General features: G+C 73.3%; 23 protein-coding genes and 1 tRNA gene. 10 read left to right on the forward strand and 14 right to left on the reverse strand.

Going from position 1 to position 26020, the window contains the following annotated elements:
- Positions 1–37 precede the first annotated feature (37 nt).
- The 3 genes from HUT19_RS26220 (at position 38) to HUT19_RS26230 (ending at position 3421) form a co-directional block, all read left to right on the forward strand.
- Positions 38–1258: an NAD(P)-dependent oxidoreductase gene (locus HUT19_RS26220; RefSeq protein ID WP_217712284.1), complete on the forward strand. Its 1221-nt coding sequence runs from the start codon at positions 38–40 to the stop codon at positions 1256–1258.
- The gene (locus HUT19_RS26225; protein ID WP_176187314.1) at positions 1258–1962 is read left to right on the forward strand and encodes an SDR family NAD(P)-dependent oxidoreductase; all 705 of its coding nucleotides are present in this window, start codon (positions 1258–1260) and stop codon (positions 1960–1962) included. The genes HUT19_RS26220 and HUT19_RS26225 overlap by 1 nt, the downstream gene beginning before the upstream one ends.
- An 85-nt stretch (positions 1963–2047) precedes the next feature.
- Complete coding sequence (locus HUT19_RS26230; RefSeq protein WP_254885794.1) at positions 2048–3421, forward strand: nucleotide disphospho-sugar-binding domain-containing protein; 1374 nt, start codon at positions 2048–2050, stop codon at positions 3419–3421.
- 70 nt (positions 3422–3491) lie between these two features.
- Here HUT19_RS26230 and HUT19_RS26235 read toward each other — a convergent pair.
- The 7 genes from HUT19_RS26235 to HUT19_RS26265 form a co-directional block, all read right to left on the reverse strand.
- Positions 3492–3565: transfer RNA gene (locus tag HUT19_RS26235), tRNA-Lys, on the reverse strand.
- A gap of 56 nt (positions 3566–3621) precedes the next feature.
- Positions 3622–4215 carry a bifunctional DNA primase/polymerase gene (locus HUT19_RS26240; RefSeq protein WP_176182818.1) on the reverse strand — a complete coding sequence of 198 codons (594 nt, stop codon included), beginning with the start codon at positions 4213–4215 and terminating at the stop codon, positions 3622–3624.
- Positions 4216–4411: 196 nt separating this feature from the next.
- The gene (locus HUT19_RS26245; RefSeq protein ID WP_176182819.1) at positions 4412–4777 is read right to left on the reverse strand and encodes a hypothetical protein; all 366 of its coding nucleotides are present in this window, start codon (positions 4775–4777) and stop codon (positions 4412–4414) included.
- Positions 4778–5034: 257 nt separating this feature from the next.
- The gene (locus tag HUT19_RS26250) at positions 5035–6318 is read right to left on the reverse strand and encodes an AAA domain-containing protein (protein WP_176187316.1); all 1284 of its coding nucleotides are present in this window, start codon (positions 6316–6318) and stop codon (positions 5035–5037) included.
- 101 nt (positions 6319–6419) lie between these two features.
- Positions 6420–8000 (reverse strand): hypothetical protein, encoded by a 1581-nt coding sequence (locus tag HUT19_RS26255; protein ID WP_176182820.1) that lies wholly within the window; start codon positions 7998–8000, stop codon positions 6420–6422.
- Positions 7991–9109, reverse strand: coding sequence for a hypothetical protein (locus HUT19_RS26260; protein WP_254886228.1), 1119 nt, complete (start codon positions 9107–9109; stop codon positions 7991–7993). The genes HUT19_RS26255 and HUT19_RS26260 overlap by 10 nt, the downstream gene beginning before the upstream one ends.
- Before the next feature lie 31 nt (positions 9110–9140).
- Positions 9141–10166, reverse strand: coding sequence for a phosphatase PAP2 family protein (locus HUT19_RS26265; protein WP_176182822.1), 1026 nt, complete (start codon positions 10164–10166; stop codon positions 9141–9143).
- A 318-nt stretch (positions 10167–10484) separates the two neighbouring features.
- Between HUT19_RS26265 and HUT19_RS26270 the strand changes: the two genes are divergently transcribed.
- Entirely contained in the window at positions 10485–11078 is a 594-nt protein-coding gene (locus tag HUT19_RS26270; RefSeq protein ID WP_176182823.1) for a histidine phosphatase family protein, read from the forward strand.
- 667 nt (positions 11079–11745) lie between these two features.
- Here HUT19_RS26270 and HUT19_RS26275 read toward each other — a convergent pair.
- Positions 11746–13128: a tetratricopeptide repeat protein gene (locus HUT19_RS26275; RefSeq protein WP_176182824.1), complete on the reverse strand. Its 1383-nt coding sequence runs from the start codon at positions 13126–13128 to the stop codon at positions 11746–11748.
- A 206-nt stretch (positions 13129–13334) separates the two neighbouring features.
- Between HUT19_RS26275 and HUT19_RS42310 the strand changes: the two genes are divergently transcribed.
- The 3 genes from HUT19_RS42310 (at position 13335) to HUT19_RS26290 (ending at position 15304) form a co-directional block, all read left to right on the forward strand.
- The gene (locus HUT19_RS42310) at positions 13335–13787 is read left to right on the forward strand and encodes a hypothetical protein (protein ID WP_254885795.1); all 453 of its coding nucleotides are present in this window, start codon (positions 13335–13337) and stop codon (positions 13785–13787) included.
- 13 nt (positions 13788–13800) lie between these two features.
- The gene (locus HUT19_RS26285) at positions 13801–14349 is read left to right on the forward strand and encodes a hypothetical protein (RefSeq protein WP_217712285.1); all 549 of its coding nucleotides are present in this window, start codon (positions 13801–13803) and stop codon (positions 14347–14349) included.
- A gap of 64 nt (positions 14350–14413) precedes the next feature.
- Positions 14414–15304, forward strand: a complete 891-nt coding sequence (locus tag HUT19_RS26290; RefSeq protein WP_176182825.1) for a spermidine synthase — start codon at positions 14414–14416, stop codon at positions 15302–15304.
- A gap of 55 nt (positions 15305–15359) precedes the next feature.
- Here HUT19_RS26290 and HUT19_RS26295 read toward each other — a convergent pair whose 3' ends face one another.
- A complete protein-coding gene (locus tag HUT19_RS26295; RefSeq protein WP_176182826.1) occupies positions 15360–15896 on the reverse strand; it encodes a hypothetical protein in 537 nt (178 codons plus the stop codon).
- Between the two features lie 42 nt (positions 15897–15938).
- On the opposite strand from HUT19_RS26295, the gene HUT19_RS26300 reads away from it, so the two are divergent.
- The 3 genes from HUT19_RS26300 to HUT19_RS26310 all read left to right on the forward strand — a co-directional run bounded on the left by HUT19_RS26300 (position 15939) and on the right by HUT19_RS26310 (position 19384).
- Positions 15939–16703 carry a response regulator transcription factor gene (locus HUT19_RS26300; RefSeq protein WP_254885796.1) on the forward strand — a complete coding sequence of 255 codons (765 nt, stop codon included), beginning with the start codon at positions 15939–15941 and terminating at the stop codon, positions 16701–16703.
- Positions 16700–18106: a HAMP domain-containing sensor histidine kinase gene (locus HUT19_RS26305; RefSeq protein WP_176182827.1), complete on the forward strand. Its 1407-nt coding sequence runs from the start codon at positions 16700–16702 to the stop codon at positions 18104–18106. Before HUT19_RS26300 ends, HUT19_RS26305 begins: the two co-directional genes overlap by 4 nt.
- A 192-nt stretch (positions 18107–18298) precedes the next feature.
- Positions 18299–19384, forward strand: a complete 1086-nt coding sequence (locus HUT19_RS26310; RefSeq protein WP_176182828.1) for a chitinase — start codon at positions 18299–18301, stop codon at positions 19382–19384.
- Between the two features lie 72 nt (positions 19385–19456).
- On the opposite strand, the gene HUT19_RS26315 is transcribed toward HUT19_RS26310, so the two are convergent.
- The 5 genes from HUT19_RS26315 to HUT19_RS26335 form a co-directional block, all read right to left on the reverse strand.
- Positions 19457–21109, reverse strand: coding sequence for a ubiquinol-cytochrome c reductase cytochrome b subunit (locus tag HUT19_RS26315; RefSeq protein ID WP_176182829.1), 1653 nt, complete (start codon positions 21107–21109; stop codon positions 19457–19459).
- A gap of 148 nt (positions 21110–21257) precedes the next feature.
- A complete protein-coding gene (locus HUT19_RS26320) occupies positions 21258–22685 on the reverse strand; it encodes a GH1 family beta-glucosidase (RefSeq protein WP_176182830.1) in 1428 nt (475 codons plus the stop codon).
- A 69-nt stretch (positions 22686–22754) separates the two neighbouring features.
- Positions 22755–23675, reverse strand: coding sequence for a carbohydrate ABC transporter permease (locus tag HUT19_RS26325; RefSeq protein WP_176182831.1), 921 nt, complete (start codon positions 23673–23675; stop codon positions 22755–22757).
- A gap of 33 nt (positions 23676–23708) precedes the next feature.
- Positions 23709–24665: a carbohydrate ABC transporter permease gene (locus tag HUT19_RS26330; protein ID WP_254885797.1), complete on the reverse strand. Its 957-nt coding sequence runs from the start codon at positions 24663–24665 to the stop codon at positions 23709–23711.
- A complete protein-coding gene (locus tag HUT19_RS26335; RefSeq protein ID WP_176182832.1) occupies positions 24662–26005 on the reverse strand; it encodes an ABC transporter substrate-binding protein in 1344 nt (447 codons plus the stop codon). Before HUT19_RS26335 ends, HUT19_RS26330 begins: the two co-directional genes overlap by 4 nt.
- Positions 26006–26020 lie beyond the last annotated feature (15 nt).

Below are 26020 nucleotides of genomic sequence, written 5' to 3' on the forward strand. Positions count from 1 at the left end.
TGGACGTTCCCGGCGAGAACAACCGTGAGGAGCGCCGATGGTGTCACACGCAGCCGGACTGTCGGTCGTGGTGCTCGGCGGCACCGGCTCCCTGGGCCGCCAGGTGTGCCGGGCCTTCCAGGGCGCGGGCGCCCGGGTGCTGTCGGTCTCCCGCGGCGGACCGGCCGACTCCGCCGGGCCGCCGGACACCGGTGGCGGCGGGGTGGCTCAGGTCCGGCTGGATCCGGCCCGCGCTGTCCCGGGCGAAGCCCTGGCCGAAGTGCTCGCCGGGGCCGCGGCCGATGTGGTGGTCAACGCCGCGGGGCTGGCCGGGGACGGCACCGAGGAGCAGCTCACCGCGGCCAACTCCCGGCTGGTGGACGCCCTGGTGGAGGCCGCGGCCTCGCTGGAGCGCCGCCTCCGTCTGGTCCAGCTGGGCACCGTCGACGAGTACGGGCCGGTCTGCCGGGGCGTGGGCATCACCGAGGATCTGCCGCCCTCGCCGGTCAGCCCCTACGGCCGGAGCAAGCTGCTCGGCGCGCAGACGGTGCTGCGCGCCACCCGGGCCGGGGCGGTGGACGGCACGGTGCTGCGGATCGCCCATGTCTTCGGCCCCGGTGCGCCCCGCGGCAGTCTGCTGGGCACGGTCGCCCACCATCTGGCGGTCCGCCGCCCGGCCGCGCTGCGGCTGGGCGCGCTGGACGGGCGGTGGGACTTCGTGGACGTCCGCGATGTGGCCGCCGCGGCCCTGGCGGCGGCCACGGCACCGCGCGCGGTCGGACAGGTCGTCAACATCGGCGGTGGACAGGCGCTGGGCGTACGACGGCTGGTCGAGCGGATGATCGTGCTCAGCGGGTATCCGGTGCCGCTGGTGGAGGACCCCGGTACGGTCACCGGCTTCGGACCGGGTCCCGACTGGCAGCGGGTGGACATCTCCCGGGCCCGGCTGCTGCTGGGCTGGCGGCCCAGGCAGCGCACCGCCCGCTCGCTGCGCGACCAGCTCACCGCGGCGGGTGTGCCCGAGCGGGCCGGGGCGTTCGCCCGGGTGGTGAGCCCCTCGTGGGCCGCCGCCCTCGAACGCAGAGCCGCTCCCGAACGCAGGGCCGCCCTCGAACGCAAAGGCACCCGCGAACGACGCGGCGCCACCGACCGAAGCCGCACCCCCGAAGCCACCCCCGGCATCGCCCCGCCGCGGGCGGCCACGGGCACTCCCCGGTGGGCGGCCGATTCCGCCGGACGGGCCGGGGGCCCGGGACGGGTGGCGGTGGAGCGCCCGTGATGGACCTGGGTCTGGCGGGGCGCACCGTCCTGGTCACCGGTGCCACCGGCGCCGTCGGCCGTGCCGCCGCCCGTGCCTTCGCGGAGCAGGGCGCCCGGGTGGCGCTCGCCTACCGCCACCGGCGTGACGCCGCCGAAGAACTGGCCGCCGAACTGGCCGGGCCGAACGGCGGCCGCGCCTTCGCCGTGCCGTACGCGCTGGAGGATTCCGCCTCACCGCGCTGGGTGGTGGCCGCCGTCGAGGAGCGCTGGGGCGGACTGGACATCCTGGTGGCGAACGCCTGGCGGTGGGGGGTGCGGCAGGCCCCGGGCGCCCGCTTCGAGGAAGTGAGCGAGGAGGACTGGCTGCCGGTCGTCGCGGACAACCTGACCCCCGCGATCCGTACCGTCCAGTGCGCGGTCGCCGGGATGCGGAAGCGGGGCAGGGGCCGGATCGCGCTGGTGGCCCCGCACCCCGCGCTGGTCGCCGGTCACGGCCGGGAGTTCCACGGGGTGGCCCAGGCCGGGCTGCACGGTCTGGCGCGCGGGCTGACGGAGGGTGCGGGCGGCGACGGAGTGCTGGTCAACGCCGTCTGCGCGGGCCCCTCGGCGGCGGCCGGGGAGACGAGCGCGCCCGGGGACATCGCCCGGGTGCTGCTGTTCCTCTGTTCGGCGGCCAATGCCGCCGTCACCGGCCAAACGCTCACGGTCGCGGGCGCCCGCTGACGGACCGGGCGGGAACCCACCCGGCGGGCGGCCGCCCGGCGCCGGACCGACCGGTCCGGCCTCGCTCGACATTCCGGAGGAGACTGTGCGCGTCCTCTTCACGACCTGGGCCTCCGGCGCCCATCTCGTCCCCTTGGTGCCGCTCGCCCGCTCGCTGCTGGCGGCCGGGCACCAGGTGCGGTTCGCGGTGCCGTCCGGCTGTGCGGCGGCCGTCGCCCGCACCGGTCTGGTCCCGGTCCCGGTCGGCTCGCTGCCCCCGGCCGCGACCAGGGTGGCGGCGGCCGCTCGCCGCCCCTCCGGCCACTGGCCCGCCGACTGGCCGGTGCGGCCCGCCGTGCTCACTCCGGAACAGCACGGCGTGCTGCGCGCGTTCGGCGACCGGCAGGTGCGGATCGCCGAGGGGATGGCCCAGGGCCTGGTGGCCTTCGCCCGCTGCTGGCAGCCCGATCTGGTGGTGCACGACGCGAGCGCGTACGCGGGGACGGTGGCCGCCGCGGCGCTGGGAGTGCCCGCGGTCGGCCAACTCTGGGGCGGCGCCGCCGTGGTGCGGCTGGAGCGGCACCGGCTGGAGGGTCCGCCGCTGCCTGGCTACGCCCGTCTGATGCGGCGTTACGGGGCCGACCCGGAGCGGGAACCCGATCTGTGGCTGGACCCGTGCCCACCGAGCCTGGCGCTGCCCTCGCGGTCCCGACGGCTGCCGGTGCGCTTCGTCCCCCTGGACCTCCCGGCCGAGCCGGTGTACGGCGCACCGTCCGTGCCGCGGCCCACCCCGCCGCCGCCCCGGGCGGCGGCCCCCGCGCCGTACGGACGCCGTCCGTACCGCCCGGTCCGGTCCGGCCCGGTGCGGGTCTGCGCCGCCTGGGACGACGCGGCGGGCCCGCCGGAGGCGGTGCGGGCCGCGCTGCGGGTGGCCGAGTCGCGAGGCGTGGAGGTGGTGCGGGTGGGCAGCGCCGCCGAGGGGCGGCCGCCCGCCGGGCCGCTGCACCGGGCGCTGTCCGGCTGCGGTGCGGTGCTCCACGCCGGCGGCGGTACGACGCTGGTGGCCGCGGCGCTCGCCGGGGTGCCGCAGCTCGTGGTCGCGCCCCGGCTCGAACAGCAGCTCAACGGGGCGCGGTTGGCCCGGGTGGGCGCCGGGGTGCTGGTGCCGGCCGACGCTTTCGACGGTTCGCCGCGCACGGCGACGGCGGCCGGGGCCCGGCTGGCCCGGAATCTGTTCGCGCTGCTGGAACAGCCCTCGTACGCCGCGGCGGCGCGCACGCTGCGCCGGGAGGCGCTGGCGATGCCCGGCCCGGACGACGCGGTCGGGGTGGTGACCCGGCTGACAACGCCCCCGGCGCCCCCGCGCCACGCTACGGGCCGTCCCCAGGGGGGCGGGTCCCGGGCGGGCGGGTCTCAGTCAGGTGGGCCTCGAGGGGAGGGCTCCGCCACGGACCGGGACGGCCCTCGCCGTACCGAGTAGCCGCGGCCGCGCCATGACCATGGGCATGCGAAAGGCCCCTCACCGAGGTGAGGGGCCTCACACATGTCTGTGCGCCGCCAGGGACTCGAACCCCGGACCCGCTGATTAAGAGTCAGCTGCTCTAACCAACTGAGCTAGCGGCGCCTGCTGACGTAGAAGACCTTAGCACCCGGATCGGGCTGCGTGAAAATCGATATCCCTCAGCCCGGAGAAACGGCGGGAGCGCTGGTCACAGGGGTGGCACCACGCTCGGAACCGACCGTGCGGGCGGCTCGGACACACGCCCACAGCAGCACCTCGGGACCGGGCAGCCACGGGTTGCGTACATCGGGGGCCACCAGCCAGCGCGGGGCCGGTGGAGTGGCGGTGTCCCCGGCGGGCTCCGCGGCGGGCGGATCCGGGGGGAACAGCGGGGGAACGGTCACCGCGTCGCCCCAGCCGTAGCAGAGCAGCGGGGGAGCGGCGGCGCCCCACTCCTCCCAGCCGAGCAGGGCGGGCAGCCGCTGGGCCGCCCCCGGGGTGGCGAAGAGCATGACCCGGCCGCCCTGGGCGGCCACCGGCCCGGTGCCCGGGCCGTCCGTCCATAACCGGCTCACCACCCGGCGGCCGAAGAGCGCGTCCATGCTGACCACGTCGAACGCCGTACCGCAGGGCAGGGCCACGGACGCGGACGGATGCTGGGCCCACAGCGCGTGCACATCGCGGGGGGAGTGGCTGGCCGAAGCGAGCCAGTCCGCGCCCGCCGGGGTGACGAACGCGGCGGTGTGCTGTATTTCCCGAGGCCATCTGCTCATGTTTCTACCTTTACCGTCGGTACGGACGGCGTAGGGGGATGAGACAAAACCGGGACAGGGCGGCACAAGATGGAGTACCTTCCGCCCGCATATGCCCCCGGCTCATGATCGCGGCCCCGGGAGCGCTGTCCCCTCCGCACCGTGGGGCACAACCCGCACATCAGCCACCCCTCCTTCACCGCGGACGCCTCGACCGTCAGTCCGACGGGTCGCCGCCCCGCATCAGCTCCCGGCCGAACTCGACCATCTTCTTGGCGTAGTCCTCCGTCCACTCCGCACGCTCAGCGATCACGGCCGGGGTCAGCCGGTCGAACCTCCGCGGGTCGGCGAGCTGGGCGGCGGCCATCGCCTGGAACTCCATGGCGCGGTCGGTCGCCGCGCGGAACGCCAGCACCAGCTCGGTGGAGCGGGCGAGCAGCTCCCGCGGGTCCTCGATCGACTCCAGGTCGAAGAAGTGCGCCTCGTCCTTGACGGCGGCGGCCGGCTCGAAGAGCAGCGGTGCGGGTTTCAGCCGCCGGGACGCGGTGCCGTGCGGGCCTTGAGCCGGATCCGGCTCGGGCATGTGATCGCTCCTCCTGGGTTGTGAGACAGGGGCGGTTCGCGGTGCTTCCTGCCCCCATTGTCGCGCGTGAGGCAAGAGCGCCCCCACCGCACGTCGCCGACCAGGGTTTCTCTCCCCACCCCGCCGCCCCGCGAACCATACGGCGGGCAGAACCCGCGGATCGGCTCGTCCCCGGGCCGCCGCCCGGCGGGCCCGCGCCGCCCGTGGACGGCGGGTCAAGGGGCCGTGCGGCCCGGGGTCAGGATCCGGACAGCACCCTACGGCCGCCAGGCCACCCGGTGCTCGGACAGATGCGCCAGCACCGCGTGGTTGGCCTCCCAGCCGTCCGGGAACTTGACCGTGACCCCCAGCTGCACCGGCTCGGTGGACGGATGCTCGTCCAGCAGCTCGGCCACCCCCGCGCGGCAGACGACCACGCAGGCGTGCCGGTGCCGGGAGGTGAGCACACACAGCCGCCCGGTCTCCAGATGGAAGGCCGTGGCGTCCGGCCGCCCCGACAGCGGGTGCAGCACCACCGTCACATCGAACTCACGCCCTTGGAGGCGGTTGGCGGTATCGACGGTGACGCCGGACACCCCGAGCCCGGTGAGCGCCGCCCGCACCGCCGCCGCCTGGTCCCGGTGCGCGGTGCCCACCGCGATCCGGTCCGCCGTGAGCGGCACCGGCTCCTCGGCGCGCTCGCTGACCGCGGCCCCGCCCCGGTCCAGCAGCCGCCGCACCACCTGGGCGACGGCCGCCACCGCCTCCGGGTCGGTGCGCGGGGTGCGGCGGGCGGGCAGCTCCAGCAGGCCCCACCCCGAGACGGCCGCCTCGTCCAGCACCCGGTCCGGCCCCGAGCCGTCGGAGCCGACCCCGAAGCTCAGCCGCCGCTCACCGTGGCCGGTGCCGCTGCGGAACGGGGTGTACGGATAGAAGGCGTCCGAGACCAGCGGCGCGGCCGAGGCGGGCAGCCGCCAGGACACCGGCAGCCGGTGCTGCGGAAGCCGCGGATTGTGCGCGAGCAGCGTGGTCACCGCGCTCGCCGACGGGTCGTACGACAGCCCCGCCCACTGGTCAGCGCCGACCACGCTGAACGGGTCCAGCTGCCCCGGGTCGCCGACGAACAGCGCCCGCTCGAACAGCCCGGCGACGGCCAGCAGCGCGTCCGAGCGCATCTGGTACGCCTCGTCGACGATCGCGTGCTGCCACGGCTCCACGTTCTTGATGTGCGCCCACTTCGCGGCGGTGGACACCACGATGTCCAGCCCGGCGAGATCCGCCACCTTCGCCGAGGTACGCACCGATGGATGCTCGTCGAGCACCGGGTCGTAGGGGCGCGGATCGCTGCTGTGCAGCCGCCCCACCGGAAGGTCCGGATCCGCGGTGGCCAGCCGGTCCACCAGATCGTCCACCTGGGCGTTGGTCTGCGCGACCACCATCAACGGCCGCCCGGCGGCGGCCAGCTCCCGCGCCGCCCGCACCACCAGCGTCGACTTGCCCGCGCCGGGCGGGGAGTCGACCACCACACCGCGGTCGGCGCCGTGCAGGGTGTCCCGGAGGATCGCGCCGGTGGCGCGCGCCGCCGCGGCCGACGGGTCGAACGGCCCGTCCCCGTGCGCCGCACCGGCGCCCCCGGCCCCACCGTCGACACAGTTTGTGCCGATCACAGATAGTCCTCCTCGGTCACCGGGTCGGGATCGGGGCCCAACATCATGGCTCCCGGTGGGCCGCCGTGGGTCCACGGGGTGCTCTCCGCGTCGGGCAGCTCCGGGCCGCCGCGCGGCGCGTGCTCGAACAGCGTCCAGCACATCCGGTCGCCCGGCTCGGGCACCGAGCCCGGCTCCGGGGTCTTCCCGCGCCCCATGCCGCCGGTCAGCCGCACCACCAGCGCATCCGGTCCGGCCGCGGCCGCGAACTCCCCGGTCTGCGTCCTGCCGTCGGCCATCACCCGGTACAGCTTGACCTGCTCGGGCAGCTGCGGACGGTCCTCGGTGCGCACCGTGACCAGCGGTCGCGGCCTCGGCACCTTCGCATCCGACCAGGCCATCTCCACCTCGGTGACCTCGCCAGCGAACGCCTCCCCGGCCAGCCGCCGCCCCGCCATCACCAACGGGTCGTCCAGCGCCTCCTGGGCCTCCAGCTGCGCCTGCGCCGTCTCCCGCGCGGAGAGCTTCTGCGCCGCCGTCACCGCGTCGTCCCGCTTGGGCTGCGGCGGCTCGCCCGCCCGGACCCGGTCCCGGTGGCCGGTGAACGACCAGCGGTCCCGCTTCCAGCGCTCCGCCACCCGCTCTCCCGGCGGCAGCCCGCGCAGCAGGTCCACGCCGTGCCACAGCGCGTCCCAGGTGGGCCGCAGCTGGGAGGCGATCAGCTCGCGCAGCTCGTTCTCGGCGAGCCGCAGCCGCGCCTCGCCCCCGGCCACCCCGCCGGTGACCTCGGCGCGCGCCGCGTCGTAGCGGGCGATGGCCGGGGCCAGCAGCTTGTTGTCGAACGCCGGGTCGGTGGCCGGGCCCGCGGGCGGGCACAGCAACTGGCCGTCGGCGTCCCGCGCGGACTCCGCCCGCAGCGCGGCCTCCGCGCCGGGGATCCCCTCCGGGGGGTCGATCCAGGCCAGCAGCGAACCCAGGTGCTGGTCCTCCAGATTGCTCTGGCCGGTCGCCCAGTGACGGCCCAGCAGCTCGGTCAGCGACAGCAGCAGACTCGAGCCCGGCACCCGGGACCGCTCGCCGTAGTGCGTCAGCCAGCGGCCGAGCAGCGGCACCCGCGCGGGCGCCGGGAACGGCGTGTCCGGGTCCTGGTCGGCCGTCCGCCGGAACCGCATCGAACGGCCCAGCAGCCGGACGAACGCCACCCCCGCCGCGCTGGGCACCAGCAGCTGCGGGGCGTCCGCGCACAGCTCGACCTGGACCGGCACCTTCTTCCCGGTCTCCGGATCGGTCTCCTTGCGCTCCTCCAGCTCCACATCGTCCGCGTAGGAGTCCAGATGCGGCAGCATCTCCTCGGCCAGCTCGGCGAGGAAGGCGAACCGCAGATCGCGGTTGCGCGGCTGGGGGACGGCCAGCAGCCGCGGCGCGTCCCGGTCGGTGCCCACCAGCGCCCCCAGCGGCGCCCCCGCCTCACCGGCGGTGGTCAGCGGTACGAACGCCAGCGGCCGGTCGGACAGATGGCGGTGGAGCACGGTCGCGACCGGCCGCGCCCGCCCGTCCCGGACGGCTTCCATCCGGGCCAGGGTGGTGATCAGCGACATGCCACCGCCCCGGGCGCGGCGAGCGCTTCGGCGCGCAGGGCCGCCGCACGGCGCAGGGCGTCCACCGCCGGATCGCCGGTGGGCCCGCCGCCGGTCCTCTCGAGGGCGGCCGCCAGCACGGCTTCGACCGTGGTCAGCCCGCCCAGCTCGCCCCGCACCCCGCGGCCCAGCGACTCCACGGCGCCCGCCGCCCGGGACCGCGCCCGGCAGTGGACCGCCAGCTCGCAGGCGGCCAGGCACTCCGGGGCGTAGGCGGCGTCCACCGCGTCCACGGCGGCCGTCAGCTCCTCGACCGGGCGGGTCGCGGTGCGGCCGTCGTCCGCCAGCCGCAGGTCGAAGGTGGTGCCCTCGGGAAGGGTGGCGGCGATGTCCTCGATCCGGGTGAGCCGGGCGAGCTGCCGCCGGGTGACGGACAGCTGCTTGCGCACATCGACCAGTTCGGCCGTCGGCAGGTTGGAGAAGTCCCTGGGGCACACCAGCAGCACCTGGTGGCGCACCCGTGGCGCCCTCGCCGCCCCTCCGCCGTCCGGCTCGGCCTCGCCGACCCGTGCCGCCACCCGCTCCAGCGCCAGCGCGTACACCGCGGACTGCCGGGCGGCCGCGCCCACCTTGGCCGGATCCGCCGAGCCGTCCACCATCGGAAAGGACTTGATCTCGATGACCGACCAGGAGCCGTCGGGGTGCACCACGACCGCGTCCGGTTCGAGGAAGGCGGGGGAGCCCGCCACGTCCAGGCTCACCATCGGATGGTCCAGCAGCGCCCACCGCCCCGCCGCGGTGGCCTCGCGCAGCGCCAGCGCCGTACGGGCGGTACGGCCCTGCGGGCCCGCGGCGGTCAGATCGGGGGTGTCGACCCCGCCGGGCTCGGGCGCGGGCGAGCCGTCCCGCAGCCGCTCGTGCAGCAGCCGGGTCAGCGCCTCACCGCGGTCGGACTTGACCCGGGCCTCGAAGGAATTGCCGCGCTGATGCGCGAACTGGGACTGCCCGAAGTTGGCCGAAGCGCCCAACGCCCGGGCGAGCGCGCCCTTGTCCACCCCCGCGCCGTCCAGCAGCGCACGGCGGCGGCAGCCGGGGTTGGCGGCCAGCGCCGCCAGGGCGCGGGCGTCCATCGGATGTGGAACGGTCTTGGGTCCGCGCAGCTCAGCGAGCCGCTGCCGCAGCGCTGTCACCGGTCTCGGCCGCGGCACCGGCTCCTGCCGCGCCGGGCCTGTCACCGGCGGCACCGTGGTGGTTGCGTTCCCTGTCCGCGCCCCTGCTCTGCTGTCGGGGGATCCGTTCCCGTTCACGTGCCGCAGTCTCGCACTTGTCACTGACATTCGTGGTGCCACCGGTGTTTCCGGTGGCCACGGCGGTCCGCGGAGCGGTCTGCGGGACGGCCTCGCGGGCCGGGCGGAAGCGGGCGCGCAACCGGTCGGTGAGCCGCAGTACGGGCCCCGCGAGCAGCGCCCCGGCCCCCATGACGGCGGCACCGGCGGCCGCGTCCAGGAAGTAGTGGTTGGCGGTGCCCATCACCACGATCGTGATGGTCAGGGGATAGAGGACCGCCACCGCCTTGGCGTACCCGGAGCGGCCGTGCCGCCACAGCGCCACCCCGCACCACAGCGCCCAGCCCACATGGAGGCTGGGCATCGCCGCGTACTGGTTGGTCAGCCCACCGAGCCCGCGCGGTGCGCTCGCCTCGCCGCCCCACCAGCCGTACGAGCCGTACTGGGCCATGGTGTCGACGAAGCCGTGGCCCCCACCCAGCAGCCGCGGCGGGCAGGTGGGCAGCAGGGTGAAGCCGATCAGCCCGATGAGCGTGGAGACCAGCAGCCAGGTGCGCAGAAAGCGGTAGTCGGACGCTTTGCGGCGCTTCCACATCCACACCAGGATCGCCGGGGTGGCCACATAGTGCAGCGAGGCATAGGCGAAGTCGGCCGGTATGCCTATCGAGGCGTGCGCCGTGAAGATGTCGTTCAGCGGCGATTCGAAGTCGATGTTCAGACGCTGCTCGAAGTGCAGGATGGCCAGACCGTGATCCACAGCCGAGGAGACATCACCGCGGGCCAGCAGCCGTCCGGCCGAGTACGCGGCGTACACCACGGCTATCAGGGGCAGTTCGGTCCACCAACGGGGGCGACCGCCCGGCGATGCCCCGGCACGGGGCGCGGAAGCGGTATGGGGCATCCGGACGTTCTCCAAAATGTCAGGCAACCACAACAAGACGCGCGGACAACCGTACGGTGTAGGCAGGACAACCCATGCACCGCCCCCGGAAATGCCCCGGTCGCGGCGGGGACGCCCGTCGCCTTCCTCCCGGCCGACGTGTGCGCGAACGGAAAGACGCCGGGATCGCCCCGCGGGTTGCCTCTGGAACGGGTGAGCGATGATGGGGGCGGCGGACCGGCTGCGGTCCGTACCCGCGTTCGCATCAGGCCGCGGGCGGCGGTGTGCGACGGGGCACGGCGGCGCGCCGCGGTGGTACATCCGCTGAAAGGCACACCCATGGCACCACGCATCCTCCTGGCCCGGCACGGACAGACGGAGTGGTCGCTGTGCGGGAAGCACACCGGCCGCACCGACATTCCGCTGCTCGACGAGGGACGGCGGGGCGCCAAGCTGCTCGGTGAGCGGCTGCACCGCGCGCCGTGGGCCGGGCTGCCGGAGGCCGAGGTGCGTACCAGCCCGCTGTCGCGCGCCAGGGAGACCTGCGAGCTGGCGGGCTTCGGCGACCGGGCCCGGGAGTGGGACGCGCTGCTGGAGTGGGACTACGGCGCCTACGAGGGGCTGACCCCGGACGAGATCAAGACGGCCCGGCCGGGCTGGCTGATCTGGCGTGACGGCGTTCCGGAGGGCGAGGCGCGGGAGGCGGTCGCGGCGCGCGCGGACGCGGTGGTGGAGTGGGCGCGCTCGGCCGACCGCGATGTGCTGGTCTTCGCGCACGGCCACATCCTGCGCACCCTGGGCGCGCGCTGGCTCGGCTACGACGTCTCCTTCGCGTCCCGGATCCGGCTGGACCCGACATCGCTGTCGATCCTGGGCTGGGCCTACGGCGAACCGGCCATCGAGCGCTGGAACGACACCGGCCACCTGGGCTGACGCCGAACGGCGCCGCGACTGCGGTCGGAGACCGCGCCCCGCGGCCTCCGCGGGCCCGCCGCACGGCGGTTGCGTACGCCGCGCCGCGGCCCGGCGGGGGCGCGAGCGTCCGGAGAGCGGGGGCGGCCCCGTGGCCTCCGGCCGTCCGTCGTCAGGCGGTCCCATATGGCTCGTGCGGCCCGGCGCCCTCCGCGCCCTCCGCGCCCTCCGCGCCGGTCGTGCCGCGGCCGTCGTGCCGCGGAGGCCCGGCGGCGGCGTGAGTGCCCGGGGGGCCGGGGCGGCTCTGTGGCTTCCGGTCGTCCGAGGTCCGGCGGTTCCGCATCCGCTCGGGTGGCCCGGCGGTCCGCCGCGCTGCCTGAGATCCGGGTTTCCCGGACGAACCGGGGCAACTCGGCGACCCTCCGGCGGTCGGTAACTCGGCGGGTTCGTACGGCCGGGCGCCCTCCGCGCCCTGCGCGCCGGTCGTGCCGCGGAGGCCTGGCGGCGGCGTGAGTGCCCGGGGGGCCGGGGCGGCGGCTCTGTGGCTTCCGGTCGTCCGAGGTCCGGCGGTTCCGCATCCGCTCGGGTGGCCCGGCGGTCCGCCGCGCTGCCTGAGACCCACCGGCGTTCCGAGCGCCCCGGAGGGCGCGGCGGCTCCGCGTCCCAGGGTCCCGGCGGCCTCGGCGGATCAGGCTCGGCGCGGGCGTGCCGCGGGTGCGGGGGACATTGCCGGGGCGCGGCGGTCGGCGGCCTCGTAGCGGTCCAGGAAGTCCGCGACCGATGGCTCGCTCCCGTGCGGGCGCAGCCGCCGCGCGGTGTTGTCGAGCATGCGCCGGATCCGGGACGAGGTGACCTGGTCCATCAGCCGCAGGGCGCGGCCCGCCGCGGCGGCGGCCTCGTCAGGTGTGCCGTGTTGTGCGAGGTCGGCCGCCAGCTCGGTGGTGAACAGCGCGATATTGCGGGTGAAGTGCGGGTCCTGGAGGGCGACCGCGCGGCGCGCGTGGTCGGCGGCGCGCCCCCAGTCGCCCAGCGCCGACCAGCACTGGGCCTCCAGGCCCTCCAGCTCCGCTTCGCCGTAGAAGCTCATCCACTCCGGGTCGGCGTCCGACGGGCCGCGGCCGAACAGGGTCTGGGCGCGCAGCAGGGCGCCCTCGCAGCCGCCGCGGTCGCCGAGCCAGGCCCAGCCGCCCGCCTCGCGCAGCGCCAGCAGGGACAGCAGCCGCGGGGAGGAGAGCCGTTCGGCGACCCGCTGGGCCGCCTGGGCGGCCCGGACCGCCTCGCGGGGGCGGCCCGCGTCGCGCGCCAGGAAGGCGGTGTTGCAGAAGGCGTGGGCCTCCAGGCCGGGGTCGCCGCTGACCCGTGCGGTGGCCAGTGCCTCGGCGTAGTGCGAGCGGGCGTCGGAGAGCCGGCCGGAGTCATGGGCCAGCCAGCCCGCCGAGATGGCCAGTTCACCGGCGCCCGCGTAGAGCCGGGCGGCGACGGAGCGGCTGTAGCCGCCCGCGTCCAGCAGGGCGTACGCGGCGCTCAGCGGTTTCGCGGTGTGGGTGTAGAGGGTGTCCGCGCCGTGCCGGTCGTCCAGCACCCGGATCCGGCGCACGGCCTCCTCCACGGCGGCGGCCTCCGCCTCGCCCACCCGGTGCCCGGACCGCCGGGGCGGGGGGACGAGCGGGGTCGCGGCCGCGGCGGCGGCCGCCGCCCCACTGGTCATGAAGGCACGGCGTAGCAGTTCGCTCTCCTCGGAGACGTCGACGGATGCCCCCGCCCCGGGTGCGGGCGCGGGGACGGGGCCCGCGCCGTGGCCGCGGACCGACTCCCGGGAGGCGAAGCCCAGATCGGTCAGGGAGCGGCCGGGGAACATATGGCGGAAGACGCGCTCGTACGCGTAGTTGGGGCAGCGGATCGCCCCGGACTCGACCCGGCCGACGTAGCGGGCGTCGCAGGAGACCTGTTCGCCGATCTCACGGGCGGCGCGGCGTACGGAGGCCGCGAACTCGGCGGCGGAGAGCGGTCCTCGCAGCCGCCGGAACGCGGTGTTCGGGCGGGGGGACGGAGGATCCGGAAGCGGCGTCATGTGCAGCCTCTCCCTTGGGTACTGCCAGGTGGGCGGGGGAGAACCGTACCGGCTGCGAGATACACGACACCCGGAGAATTCCAGCAATTGGGACATGTCGCCCTCGATCTGCCATGAACTGCCATCCTTTACGGCGGCATTCGGCCGTAGCCGTTGACGCCGCCCGCGCGTTGAACCCTTGCAACCCGATGAAGAGGGAGGCCGGAGTGGACATCAGCCGCTCGCGGACGACTGCCCAGCATCCGCTGCGCACCGTTCACCATTCCCCGCGCCAGGACTGCGACCTTGTCACCGTGCCCGCCCGTCAGGGGCTGGAGGCGGTGGACATCCTGCGCCGTGCGCGCGACGGCCTCGGCCCCGTACTGCACGACACCGTCTGCGACACCCTCGGCTTCCTGGTGCCGCCCGGCACCGCGGACGGCTGGGACCTGCCGGGCAGTGCCTGTACCCAGACCGCCGGACGCGGGATCCGGATAAACGCCGTCACCGAACCCGCTTCCGGGATCCCGCCCCGCGTCCCGGACGAGCCCCCCGGCCTCGGCACCGGCTGGCTGGTGCCGCCGGACGCCGCGTACACCGTCGCCACCGACCCCGCGGAACTGCGGGCGGCGCTCGGCGAGGCGGCCCGCACCATCGAGGCCGTCGACCGCTGCCAGTGATCCCGTGGTTCCCGTGAATCCCGTGGTTCCCGTGGTTCCCGTGGTTCCCGTGGTTCCCGTGGTTCCCGTGGTTCCCGTGGTTCCCGTGGTTCCCGTGGTTCCCGTGGTTCCCGTGGTTCCCGTGGTTCCCGTGGTTCCCGTGGTGTGGTTCCCGTGGTTCCCGTGGTTCCCGTGGTTCCCGTGGTTCCCGTGGTTCCCGTGGTTCCCGTGGTTCCCGTGGTTCCCGTGGTTCCCGTGGTTCCCGTGGTTCCCGTGGTTCCCGTGGTTCCCGTGGTTCCCGTGGTTCCCGTGGTTCCCGTGGTTCCCGTGGTTCCCGTGGTTCCCGTGGTTCCCGTGGTTCCCGTGGTTCCCGTGGTTCCCGTGGTTCCCGTGGTTCCCGTGGTTCCCGTGGTTCCCGTGGTTCCCGTGGTTCCCGTGGTTCCCGTGGTTCCCGTGGTTCCCGTGGTTCCCGTGGTTCCCGTGGTTCCCGTGGTTCCCGTGGTTCCCGTGGTTCCCGTGGTTCCCGTGGTTCCCGTGGTTCCCGTGGTTCCCGTGGATCCCGTGGATCCCGTGGATCCCGTGATCCGGCGGCTCCCCGATGAGCTCCGCGACGGCCGCTGTCGGTGGCCGGACGCATACTGGGCCCCATGGCGAGAGGCACACACAAGCGAGCGGCGCACGGGCGCGGAGCGGGCCGGGGGCGTACCCCCGAGCCGGCCGCGGCACCCGTGGACGGGGGGCTCGCCGAGCTGGTGCCGGACCGCGACCACCCGCGCGCCTTCACCCTGCTGCTGGACGGCAGACCGCAGTCGTATGTGGATCTCGACGACCCGGCCCGCCTCGGCTTCGAGTACCAGCGCCGGTTGGGCCATATCGCCGATCTCGCGGCCCCGCCCGGCCGTCCGCTGCACGTCGTCCACCTCGGCGGCGGCGCCTTCACCCTCGCCCGCTACATCGCGGCCGCCCGTCCCCGCTCCACCCAGCAGGTCATCGAGATCGACGCCGCGCTCGTCCAGTTCGTCCGGCGCGGGCTGCCGCTCGATCCCGGCGGCCGGATACGGGTGCGCTCCACCGACGCGCGCGCCGGGCTCGCCAAGGTTCCCGACGGCTGGGCCGACCTGGTCATCGCGGATGTCTTCGGCGGCGGCCGCACCCCCGCCCATCTGACCAGCGTGGAGTTCCTCGGCGAGGTACGGCGCGCCCTGCGCCCCGGCGGGGCCTACGCCGCCAATCTCGCCGACGGCCCGCCGCTGGCCCATCTGCGGTCCCAGATCGCCACCGCCCGCGCGGTGTTCACCGAGGTGTGTCTGACCGCCGACCCCGCCGTGCTGCGCGGCCGCCGCTTCGGAAACGCGGTGCTGCTGGCCGCCGACCGGGAGCTGCCGCTGGCCGAGCTCACCCGCCGCGCCGCGAGCGACCCGCATCCCGCCCGGGTCGAACACGGCCGGGCGCTGGCGGACTTCACGGGCGGCGCGGCCCCCGTCACCGACGCCACCGCCGGGCCCTCCCCGGCCCCGCCGCCCGAGGTCTTCGACTGAAGGCCCCGGCCGGAGGCAGGGAACGGAGACGGGGTCAGCAGGGACAGGGACAGGGTCAGGGCTCGTCCACCCGCACCCGGGGCGGACCGTCGTGCCAGGTACAGAAGACCGAGGTGGTGTCCGCTCCCGAGACGAAGTCCACCCGGATCCACTGGGCTTGCTTCCACACCTGCATCCGCCAGCCGCTGTCCGGGGTGGCCGAAACCAGATCCGCCCAGGAGTCACGGATGTCGAAGACCACCCGGCCGCCGCGCACCGGATAGCTGCGCACGTTCCCGCCCTCCTCCGGCTTCGGCTCCTTCGTCGGCCGCGGTTCGGGGTCCGGCTTCGTATCGCGCGCGGGCGGCGCCGAGGAGCGGCCGGGCGACGGGGGAGTGGACCGCGAATCCGACGGCGGCGAGGGCGGATCGGGCCGGTAGGTCGAGGAGGCCCGCACCTCCGTCGTCGACCGGTCCTCGCCCGCGATCGTCAGCGCGCGCGGCGGGTCGTACGCCGTGCCGGTCAGCACCGTACGCACGCCGTACCAGGACAGCGTGACCGCGGCTCCCGTGGCCAGCACCCACGCCAGGGCTTGGACCAGACCTCGTTGCATTCCCCCCATCCTGCCTCACCCGAATGGCGTACGGTGCCGCCCATGGCAAGTGTGCTCGTCGTCGAGGACGACCAGTTCGTGCGCTCGGCCCTCATACGGCAGCTGTCCGAGGCGTCCCACACCGTCCGCAGTGTGGGTACCGCCCTGGAGGCGCTGCGCGAGGTGGCGCAGATCGGATTCGACGTCGTCATCCTGGATCTCGGCCTGCCCGACCTGGACGGGGCCGAGGCGCTCAAGATGCTGCGCGGGATCACCGACGTCCCGGTCATCGTGGCCACCGCGCGGGACGACGAGGCCGAGATCGTCCGGCTGCTCAACGACGGCGCCGACGACTACCTCGTCAAACCCTTCTCCGTGGCGCACCTTTCGGCCCGGATGGCCGCGGTGCTGCGCCGCTCCCGCACCCCCGCCGCCGGTGAGCCCCCGCCCTCGGGGGTGCTGCGGGTCGGCGGGCTCACCGTCGATCCGCTGCGCCGTCAGGCCGCCCTGGACGGCATCGGACTCGACCTCACCCGGCGCGAGTTCGACCTGCTGGCCTTCCTCGCCGGACGCCCCGGCGTCGTGGTGCCCCGCAAGGAACTGCTCGCCGAGGTCTGGCAGCAGTCCTACGGCGACGACCAGACCATCGATGTCCATCTGTCCTGGCTGCGCCGCAAACTGGGGGAAACCGCCGCCTGCCCCCGCTATCTGCACACCCTGCGCGGTGTCGGGGTCAAACTGGAGCCACCCGTACAGGACGGGGCGAACGGGGCACGCGGCGAGAACGGCGAGACCGGTGACGTCCGGGAGCATCGGGAGCGCCGGTGAGATGGGCCCTGGTCAAGGTCTGCCTGGCCGTCACCGCCATGGTCGTGGTCGCCTTCGCCGTGCCGCTCGGCCTCGTCGTCAAGGAGCTGGCCCGCGACCGGGCGTTCGCCGACGCCGAGCGGCAGGCCGCCCAGATCGGCCCGGCGCTCGCCATCACCACCGAACGCGCCCGGCTCCAGCGCGCCGTGGCCAGTACCCAGGCGGGCGGGGACGGCCGGATGGCGGTCCATGTGCCCGATGTGCCGGGCAGTCGCGGCAGCGGCTACGACCTCGGCCAGAGCCGCGCGGACCGGAGCGCGGTGGCCACCGCCCGCAGGCTGGGCCGGTCCTCCGTCTCCGAGGCCCCCGGCGGCTACACCCTCCTCCAGCCCACCGCGCTGAGCACCGCTCAGGTCGCGGTGGTGGAGGTGTATATGCCGCGTGCCACGGTCACCAGCGGGGTGGCCGCCTCCTGGCTGGTGCTGGCCGGGGTCGGCCTCGCCCTCATCGTCGGCGCCGTGGCCACCGCCGACCGGCTCGGCACCCGGCTGGTGCGCCCGGCGAAGCGGCTCGCCGGGGCCGCGCACGATCTGGGCAAGGGCGAGCTGGGGGTGCGGGTCCCCGAGGAGGGTCCGGCCGAACTCCGGTCCGCCGCCGTCGCGTTCAACTCCATGGCCGACCGGGTGGTCCAGCTTCTGGCGGGGGAGCGAGAGCTGGCCGCCGACCTCTCCCACCGGCTGCGCACCCCGCTCACCGTCCTGCGCCTCAACGCCGCCTCCCTCGGCGACGGACCCGCGGCCGACCAGACCCGGGCCGCCGTCGCGCAGTTGGAGCGCGAGGTCGACCAGATCATCCGTACCGCACGGCAGCAGAAGACCCACGCCCCCTCGGGCTGCGATGTCTCCGAGGTGATCCGGGAGCGGATGGACTTCTGGTCCGCGCTCGCCGAGGACCAGGACCGCACCGTACGGCTGGCCGGGGTCGACCGCACCGTCCGCGTCCCGGTCGCCCGTCCCGAACTCGCCGCCGCCGTCGACGCCTTGTTGGGCAATGTCTTCCGGCACACCCCCGAGGGCACCGCGTTCGCCGTCGACGTCCACAACGGCGAGGACAGCGTGATCGTGCTGGTCTCCGACGCGGGTCCCGGGATCGAGGACCCGGAGGAGGCGCTGCGCCGCGGCCACGGCGACGGCGGCCCCGGCTCGACCGGGCTCGGTCTGGACATCGTGCGCCGGGTCGCCGAGTCCACCGGCGGCGATCTGCGCATCGGGCGTTCGGTGCTGGGCGGCACCGAGGTACGGGTCTGGCTCTCGCTCCGCGGTGACGGGACGGCGGAGCGCGAACGGCGCGGCAGCCGCCGCCGGGCCCGGCTGAAGGCGCGCTCCCTCACCGGGCGGCTGACCTCGCGGCTGCCCGGGGGCTGACGTCCGGACGGTGGGCGGGGCGCGCCTCAGGGGCGCGGCTGGGGGCCCGGCTTAATCGGCTCCGATGGGCTCCTTAAGGGCGTCATAAGAAGCGCACCCCGCGCCCGGGAAGGGGCTTTTGCGCCTTTCGGCCCCGCTAGCGTGCTGCCCGCACCACCACCCCCCACCCCCGCACGCAAAGGCAGGCAGCTGATGAGCACTACGCACCGTCGCACGGTGAGCCGGACCGGCAAGGTGATCGGCGCGGTGGCCGCCGCCGCGGTGGCCGGCGGCGCGGCGTTCGCGCTCAGCGGCGCGGCGAACGCCGGAACCGTCGCCGACGAGAAGCACACCGCCACCGGGCAATCGGCCGTGAAGACCAAGAAGGCCAAGACCAAGAAGGCGGCCGCGGGCTTCGCCCCGTACGTCGACACCTCGCTCTCGCCCGCCTTCGACCTGGTGGGCGCGGCCAAGAAGACCGGCGTCAAGGAGTACAACCTCGCCTTCATCACCTCCGGCGGCGGCTGTACGCCCAAGTGGGGCGGTGTCACCGACCTCGGCAGCGACGTCGTGGCCGGGCAGATAGGCAAGCTGCGCGCGGCCGGTGGCGACGTCCGGGTCTCCTTCGGGGGCGCCTCCGGCTCCGAACTGGGCCTGGCCTGCACCTCGGCCGACCAGCTCGCCGCGGCGTACGGCAAGGCCGTGGACACCTTCAAGCTCTCCAAGGTCGACTTCGACATCGAGGGCGCCGCACTGCCGGACACGGCCGCCAACACCCGGCGCGCCAAGGCCATCGCCGCGCTCCAGAAGAGCCACCCCGGCCTGGACGTCTCCTTCACCCTGCCCGTGATGCCGACCGGCCTCACCCAGGACGGCGTCAAGCTGGTCGCCGACGCCAAGAAGAACGGGGTGAAGGTCTCCGCCGTCAACATCATGGCGATGGACTACGGCGCCTCCTTCAACGGCGACATGGGCCAGTACGCGATCGACGCGGCCACCGCGACCCAGGGCCAGATCAAGGGCGCCCTCGGGCTGAGCGACCAGGCCGCGTGGCAGACCGTCGCGGTGACCCCGATGATCGGCGTCAATGACGTCGCCACCGAGATCTTCACGGTGGACGACGCCAAGCAGCTGGTGGACTTCGCCAAGTCCAAGAAGCTCGGCTGGCTGTCCATGTGGTCCGCGACCCGTGACAAGCAGTGCCCGGGCGGCACGCAGAACTCCGCGTCCCCCACGTGCAGTTCGGTCGAGCAGCAGGAGTTCGCGTTCTCCAAGGCGCTCGGCGCCTACAAGCGCTGACGCCGGAGGACACCGGACGGACACCGGAAGAACCGACCGGCCCCCGGGGCGCTCCCCGGGGGCCGGCGGGCGCTACGGATGGTGCTGCCGCTCCCGTTCGAACTCCTCGCGCGTGGGCTTGGCGATCTGGCCGTACTCGCCGAAATAGGCGCGGGAGAGCCGGACCCGCAGCCGCTCCTTGAGCGTCAGCTTGCGTTCGACCCCGGACTCGTCGACAGCGGGCGGCAGCTCCAGCGGCTGGTACTGGTCGAAGGAGACCAGGGTGTACCGCTCGGCCTGCGTCAGCGGCTTGTGCACCTCGACGTACTCACCGTGCGGCAGCCGCTGGATGACTCCGGTCTCCCGGCCGTGCAGCACCTTCTCCCGGTCGTGCCGCTGGAGTCCCAGGCAGATCCGCTTGGTGACGAGGAACACCACGACCGGCGCCAGGAAGAAGGCGATCCGGCAGGCCCAGGTGATGGTGTTGATCGACAGATGGAAGTGGGTGGCGACGAGGTCGTTGCCACCGCCGATCAGCAGCACCACGTACAGGGCGACCCAGGCGGCGCCGAAGGCGGTGCGCGTCGGGGCGTTGCGCGGACGCTCATTGAGGTGGTGCTCGCGTTTGTCCCCGGTGACCCACGCCTCCAGGAACGGATAGAGCCAGATGACGAGCAGCACCATCGGGAAGATCATCAGCGGGATGAAGACGCCGAGGACGAGCGTATGGCCCCAGAGGTTGATCTCCCAGCCCGGCATCAGCCGGATCAGTCCCTCGGAGAAGCCCATGTACCAGTCGGGCTGGGCGTCGGTGGACACCTGGTACGGCACGTACGGGCCGTAGGCCCAGATCGGATTGACGGTGGCGATGGCCGACATCAGGGTCGTGATGGCGAACACCAGGAAGAAGAAGCCGCCGGACTTGGCCACGTAGACCGGCCACAGGGGCGGCCCGACGATGTTCATGTTCTTCCGGCCGGGCCCCGGGTGGTGGGTGTGCTTGTGGTAGACGAGCAGCATCATATGGAGCGCCAGCAGCCCCAGCATGATGCCCGGGATCAGCAGTACGTGCACGGTAAACAGCCGCGGGATGATGATGTCGCCGGGGAATTGCCCGCCGAAGAGGAAGAACGAGATGTAGGTGCCCACGATCGGTACCGACAGGATCGCGCCCTCCATGAAGCGCAGACCGGTGCCGGAGAGCAGATCGTCGGGCAGTGAATAGCCCAGGAACCCGTCGAACATCCCGAGGATCAGCAGTCCGGCGCCGGAAAGCCAGTTGATCTCACGCGGTTTGCGGAACACGCCGTTGAAGAACGTGCGCATCATATGGACCAGCATGCTCGCGATGAAGAGGATCGCCGCCCAGTGGTGGATCTGCCGCATCAGCAGCCCGCCGCGTACGTCGAAGCTGATGTTCAGGGTGGACTCGTAGGCCTCGGACATCCGGATGCCCTGGAGCGGGACATACCGGCCGTGGTAGACGACCTCGCCCATCGAGGGCTCGAAGAACAGGGTCAGATAGACCCCGGTCAGAATGATGATGATGAAGGTGTAGAGGGCGATCTCACCGATCAGGAAGGACCAGTGGTCCGGGAAGACCTTCCGCAGATTGGCCTTGGCCATCTTGAAGAGGCCCACCCGCCCGTCCGCCCAGTCGGCGAGGGCCTCGCCCCTGCCGACGTGTCCGGTCCGGGCGGAGTCGTCATCGTGGACCCGCTGCCGGCGCCCCGGGAATGCTCTCATGGTTCGGATTTACCAGTCCCTCCATCACCCCGCCCGCGTCGGCCGGGCCCGGCTAGCCCCTTTGGCGGAAATGTTGGAGGAAACGTGGGAAGAAACGCGGCATACGCATGGCCGGGAAAACCGGGCGTCGGTCGAACATCCGCTCGGGCTATGTCTCCGGCAGCTCACCCGTCTCCGCCACTCGTGCGTACCAGCGGGCGCTGGACTTCGGGATACGGGCCTGGGACGGATAGTCCACATAGACCGCACCGAAGCGCTTGCTGTAGCCGTACGCCCATTCGAAATTGTCCATGAGGGACCACAGGAAATAGCCGCGCAGATCGGCGCCGTCCTCCAGCGCCTGGTGCGCCGACGCCAGATGTCCCCGGAGGTACTCGATCCGCTCCGGGTCATGAACCCGGCCGTCCGCGTCCGGCTTGTCGTCGTACGCGGCGCCGTTCTCCGTGATGTACAGCGGCACCCCCGGCGCCTCCCCGGTGTAGCGCATCAGCAGCTGGTACAGCCCGGTCGGGTCCACCGACCAGCCCATCTCGGTGCGCCGGCCCGGCGGCTGGTGGAACGCCACATGCTCCGAGCCGGGAAAGGGGGAGTGGGCGCCCGTGCCGTGGCCGTCGTGGCGTACGGCCGGTTCGTCGGCGGGCGGGGCGGACACCAGGGACGGGGTGTAGTAGTTGATGCCCAGCGCGTCCAGGGGCTGATGGATGGCGGCCAGGTCGCCGTCGCGGACGAAGTCCCAGTCGGTGATGAACCGGGTGTCCTCGATCAAGTCCTTCGGATACGCGCCGCGCAGCAGCGGCCCGGTGAAGACGCGGTTGGCCAGCGCGTCGATCCGCCGCTGCGCGTCCAGGTCCTCCGGACGCCCGGTCAGCGGCCTGACCACCGCCGGGTTGAGGCTGATGGCGATCCGGGCGTGGGCGGGCAGCGCGGCACGCAGCGCCTGGGTGCCCAGGCCATGGGCGAGATTGAGGTGGTGGGCGGCGCGCAGCGGGGCCAGCTGCTCGGTGCGCCCCGGGGCGTGCACCCCCGAGCCATACCCCAGGAAGGCGCTGCACCAGGGCTCGTTGAGGGTGGTCCAGAAGTCCACGCGGTCGCCGAGCGCACCGGCCACGATTCCCGCGTACTCCGCGAACCGCTCGGCCGTCTCCCGCTCGGGCCAGCCGCCGCCCGCGGCCGCGCCGCTGTGGAACCGGGTCTCCAGCTCCTGCGGCAGATCCCAGTGGTAGAGCGTCACCACCGGCTGGATGCCCGCTGTCAGCAGCGCGTCCACCAGCGAGCGGTAGAAGTCGAGACCGCGCTGGACGGCCGGGCCGCGGCCGGTGGGCTGGACCCGTGGCCAGGAGACCGAGAAGCGGTACGCGCCCAGCCGCAGCTCGCTCATCAGCCGGACGTCCTCGCGGTAGCGGTGGTAGTGGTCGGCGGCGATGTCGCCGTTGTCGCCGCCGAGTACCTTGCCGGGGGTGTGACTGAAGGTGTCCCAGATCGACGGGGTGCGGCCGTCCTTCTGCGCGGAGCCCTCGACCTGGTAGGCGGCCGTGGCCGCGCCCCACAGGAATCCGGGCGGAAAGGCGAGTGTCATGGAAGCGCTCCCATGCGTACGAGGTGGTGGTCCGGACGGATCGAGCGGGTCAGGTGCGGTGGTGGGCACTCAGCCTTTGACGGCGCCCTGCATGATGCCGCCCACGATCTGCTTGCCGAAGAGGACGAAGGCGATCAGCAGCGGAAGGGTGCCGAGCAGTGCCCCCGCCATGATCACCGATTGATCGGGGATATACCCGCGCCCCAGACCGGTCAGTGCCACCTGCACGGTCGGATTGCCGTTCTGGGTGAGCGCGATCACCGGCCAGAAGAAGTCGTTCCACGCCTGGACGAAGGTGAGCATGCCCAGCACGGCCATGGCCGGACGCGCCGCCGGGAACACCACGTGCCAGATGATCCGCAGACTGCTCGCCCCGTCCATCCGCGCCGCCTCGACCAGTTCCGACGGCAGCGCCTGGAGCAGGTACTGCCGCATGAAGAAGACCCCGAAGGCGCTGACCAGGGTGGGCAGGATGACCGCCTGGAGCTGATCGGTCCACCTCAGCTCGGCGATGGTCATGTACAGCGGCACCACGCTCAGCTGCGGCGGCACCATCATCGTGCCGATGGTGAGCAGCAGCAGCGCGTTCTTGAACCGGAACCGCAGCTTGGCGAAGGCGAATCCGGCGATCGTCGAGAACAGCACGGTCCCGGCCGCGATCGTCCCCGCCACCACCGTGGTGTTGAGCAGCGCCGTGCCCATATTGGCGTCGCTCCAGGCGATCTCGAGGTTTCTGGCGAGGTTTCCGCCGAACCAGAACGGTGGTGGGGTCTCGGCGAGCCGGGTGTTGGTTCGGGACGCGGCGACGGCGGTCCACACCAGCGGGAACAGCGAGCCCGCGGTGAAGAGGATGAGCACGGCGTAGGTCAACCGCCCGCCGTGCAGCTGTCGTCCGGCCCGGCCGCGGCCTCGTCCGGCCGGGGGCGCGGGACGCGGTGCGGACTCCGCCGCGGGGTCAGACGCCGGACGGGACGGCGCGGTGGCGGTCATGGTCCTCCCTCACCTCGTTCTTCGTCACGGGCCTCACCGGCTCTTCCTCAGCCGTCGCGCGATCAGCCAGTGAACCGCCGCGATCAGCAGCAGGAGCAGGAACATCGTCCAGGCGATGGCGGAGGCCCGGCCGAGGTGCAGATTCACCCAGCCCTGCTCGTACAGATACAGCCCGAGCGTCTGGTACTGGTGGTCGGCGCCACCCGTGGCCCCCGCCGCCCCGTTGAACAGCAGCGGCTCGCCGAAGAGCTGGGTGGCCCCGATGGTCGAGACGACCACCGTGAACAGGATCGTGGGCCGCAGCGAGGGGACCGTGACATGGCGGAACTGCTGCCAGCGCGAGGCCCCGTCCAGCGCCGCCGACTCGTACAGATCGCTGGGCACGGCCTGCATCGCGGCCAGGTAGATCAGCGCGTTGTAGCCCGTCCAGCGCCAGATCACGATCGTGGAGACCGCGAACTGCGAGGCCCAGGTGCCGTTCTGCCAGTCGATCCCATCGAACCCGGCCAGCCCCAGCGCCCAGTTGACCATGCCGTAGTCCCGCCCGAAGAGCAGCACGAAGACCAGGGTGGCCGCCGCGACCGAGGTGGCGTACGGGGTGAGGATCGCGACCCGGAAGAACATCGAGCCGCGCAGCCGGTAGTTGAGCAGATGGGCGAGGCCGAGGGCCATCAGCAGCTGCGGGACGGTGGAGATCACTCCGATGGTGAAGGTGTTCCGCAGCGCGTTCCAGAAGAAGTCGTCCTCCCACAGCCGGGAGTAATTGTGCAGCCCCGCCCACTCCATATGGGTGGGGTCGGTCAGCTCCACCCGGTGCAGTGAGGCCCAGCCCGTGTACAGCAGCGGGAACAGTCCGAAGGCGGTGAAGAAGAGGAAGAAGGGGGCGACGAAGGCGTACGGGCTCCAGCGCAGGTCCCGGCGGTAGCGGCGGCTGCGCCGGACACGGCGGCGCTCCTCGGCGGGAGCGCGCGCCGCGGTGAGCGCGGTCACCGGTCCAGCGCGTTGTCGATGGACCGGACCGCGGCCTTCCAGCCCTCGTCCGCGGATGTGCCCTGCTGGTCGACCTGGAGCAGTCCGACATCGGTGATGTTCTGCTGGATGAGGGAGTCCTTCGGCCCGAGCACCTGGGTGGGGATGCCCTCGGCCGCCGCGCTGAAGAGGGTGCCGATCGGCGCGTCACCGAAGTACGGATGCTTGGCGTCCGCCACCTGCGGCAGATCGTACGCGGCACGGGAGCTGGGGAAGCTGCCCTGCTTCTCGAAGAGCGTGGCCTGCTGCTCGGGCGCGGTCAGCCAGGCGGCCAGCTTCACCGCCTCGTCCGTATGCCGCCCCGCCCTGGGCACGGTGAGGAAGGAGCCGCCCCAGTTGCCGGGGCGGGGCGCGGCGGCCACGTCCCACTGGTCCTCGGCCTTGGCCCCGGCCTTCTCCTTGATGTAACCGAGCATCCACGGCGGGCAGGAGACGGTGGCGAACCGGCCATTGGCGTACGCCTGGTCCCAGGTCTTCTGGAACTGCTGGAGCCTTGCGGTCAGCTTGCCCTTCGCCGCGGCCGTGGCGATGCGCCACGCCTCCTTGACCGCCGGGCTGTCCTCGTAGACGGGCTTGCCGCCGGGGGTGTAGTAGCGCTGGGCGCTGCCGGCGACCGCCGCGTTGTAGACCCCGGCCGCCGAGTCGACGAACGAGGTGCCGTCCGGCGCGTTCTTCTGGTACCGCTTCCCGGTGTCGAGGTACTTCTGCCAGTCGCCCGCCCACAGCCGGGCGACCTTCTCCCGGTCGGTGGGCAGCCCGGCGCGGCGGAAGAGGTCCTTGCGATAGCACATCGCCATCGGGCCGATGTCGGTTCCGAGGCCGATCGTCCGGCCGTCCTTGGTGGTGGATTGCGCCCATTTCCAAGGAATGAAGGAGCCCTTCTTCACCCCCTTCGCCTTCGAAAGATCAATGAACTTGTCCGCCTGGGTGGTGGTGACCTCGTTGATGTTGGCCACTTCGACGGCCTGGATATCGGCGAGCCCGCTGCCCGAGCCGAGGTGGGTGAGCAGCTGCGGGTAGTAGTTCTCGTTCCGCTCGATCGAGGTTTCCTTGATCCGGATGTCCGGGTGCTGCTTCATGTACGCGTCGTAGAGCCCGGCCTGCTTGTAGCCGAAGACCCCGAAGACTCCTATGGTCACGGTGGTTCTGCCACCTCCGGCACCGCGCTTGGAGGAGGCTCCGGCCGGGTCGTCTCCGTCGTCGGCACAGCCGGTCAGCAGCCCGGCGCCGAGGGCGGCGGCGGCCACCAGCGCCACCATCCTTCGTCCGTGTTTTCCTGATCTTCCTGAACTCGTGCGCATTCCGTCCTCCTCGCG

Source organism: Streptomyces sp. NA02950, assembly GCF_013364155.1.
Lineage (GTDB): Bacteria > Actinomycetota > Actinomycetes > Streptomycetales > Streptomycetaceae > Streptomyces.

Bases quoted from the DNA above. Each gene is read 5' to 3' on its own strand.
- HUT19_RS26225 (WP_176187314.1), top strand. From the start codon at position 1,258: ATGGACCTGGGTCTGGCGGGGCGCACCGTCCTGGTCACCGGTGCCACC.
- HUT19_RS26245 (WP_176182819.1), bottom strand. From the start codon at position 4,777: ATGCCCGAGCCGGATCCGGCTCAAGGCCCGCACGGCACCGCGTCCCGG.
- HUT19_RS26255 (WP_176182820.1), bottom strand. From the start codon at position 8,000: ATGTCGCTGATCACCACCCTGGCCCGGATGGAAGCCGTCCGGGACGGG.
- HUT19_RS26335 (WP_176182832.1), bottom strand. From the start codon at position 26,005: ATGCGCACGAGTTCAGGAAGATCAGGAAAACACGGACGAAGGATGGTG.
- HUT19_RS26240 (WP_176182818.1), bottom strand. From the start codon at position 4,215: ATGAGCAGATGGCCTCGGGAAATACAGCACACCGCCGCGTTCGTCACC.
- HUT19_RS26315 (WP_176182829.1), bottom strand. From the start codon at position 21,109: ATGAGAGCATTCCCGGGGCGCCGGCAGCGGGTCCACGATGACGACTCC.
- HUT19_RS26270 (WP_176182823.1), top strand. From the start codon at position 10,485: ATGGCACCACGCATCCTCCTGGCCCGGCACGGACAGACGGAGTGGTCG.
- HUT19_RS26220 (WP_217712284.1), top strand. From the start codon at position 38: ATGGTGTCACACGCAGCCGGACTGTCGGTCGTGGTGCTCGGCGGCACC.
- HUT19_RS26295 (WP_176182826.1), bottom strand. From the start codon at position 15,896: ATGCAACGAGGTCTGGTCCAAGCCCTGGCGTGGGTGCTGGCCACGGGA.
- HUT19_RS26320 (WP_176182830.1), bottom strand. From the start codon at position 22,685: ATGACACTCGCCTTTCCGCCCGGATTCCTGTGGGGCGCGGCCACGGCC.
- HUT19_RS26290 (WP_176182825.1), top strand. From the start codon at position 14,414: ATGGCGAGAGGCACACACAAGCGAGCGGCGCACGGGCGCGGAGCGGGC.
- HUT19_RS26300 (WP_254885796.1), top strand. From the start codon at position 15,939: ATGGCAAGTGTGCTCGTCGTCGAGGACGACCAGTTCGTGCGCTCGGCC.
- HUT19_RS26275 (WP_176182824.1), bottom strand. From the start codon at position 13,128: ATGACGCCGCTTCCGGATCCTCCGTCCCCCCGCCCGAACACCGCGTTC.
- HUT19_RS26310 (WP_176182828.1), top strand. From the start codon at position 18,299: ATGAGCACTACGCACCGTCGCACGGTGAGCCGGACCGGCAAGGTGATC.
- HUT19_RS26325 (WP_176182831.1), bottom strand. From the start codon at position 23,675: ATGACCGCCACCGCGCCGTCCCGTCCGGCGTCTGACCCCGCGGCGGAG.
- HUT19_RS26265 (WP_176182822.1), bottom strand. From the start codon at position 10,166: ATGCCCCATACCGCTTCCGCGCCCCGTGCCGGGGCATCGCCGGGCGGT.
- HUT19_RS26260 (WP_254886228.1), bottom strand. From the start codon at position 9,109: ATGGACGCCCGCGCCCTGGCGGCGCTGGCCGCCAACCCCGGCTGCCGC.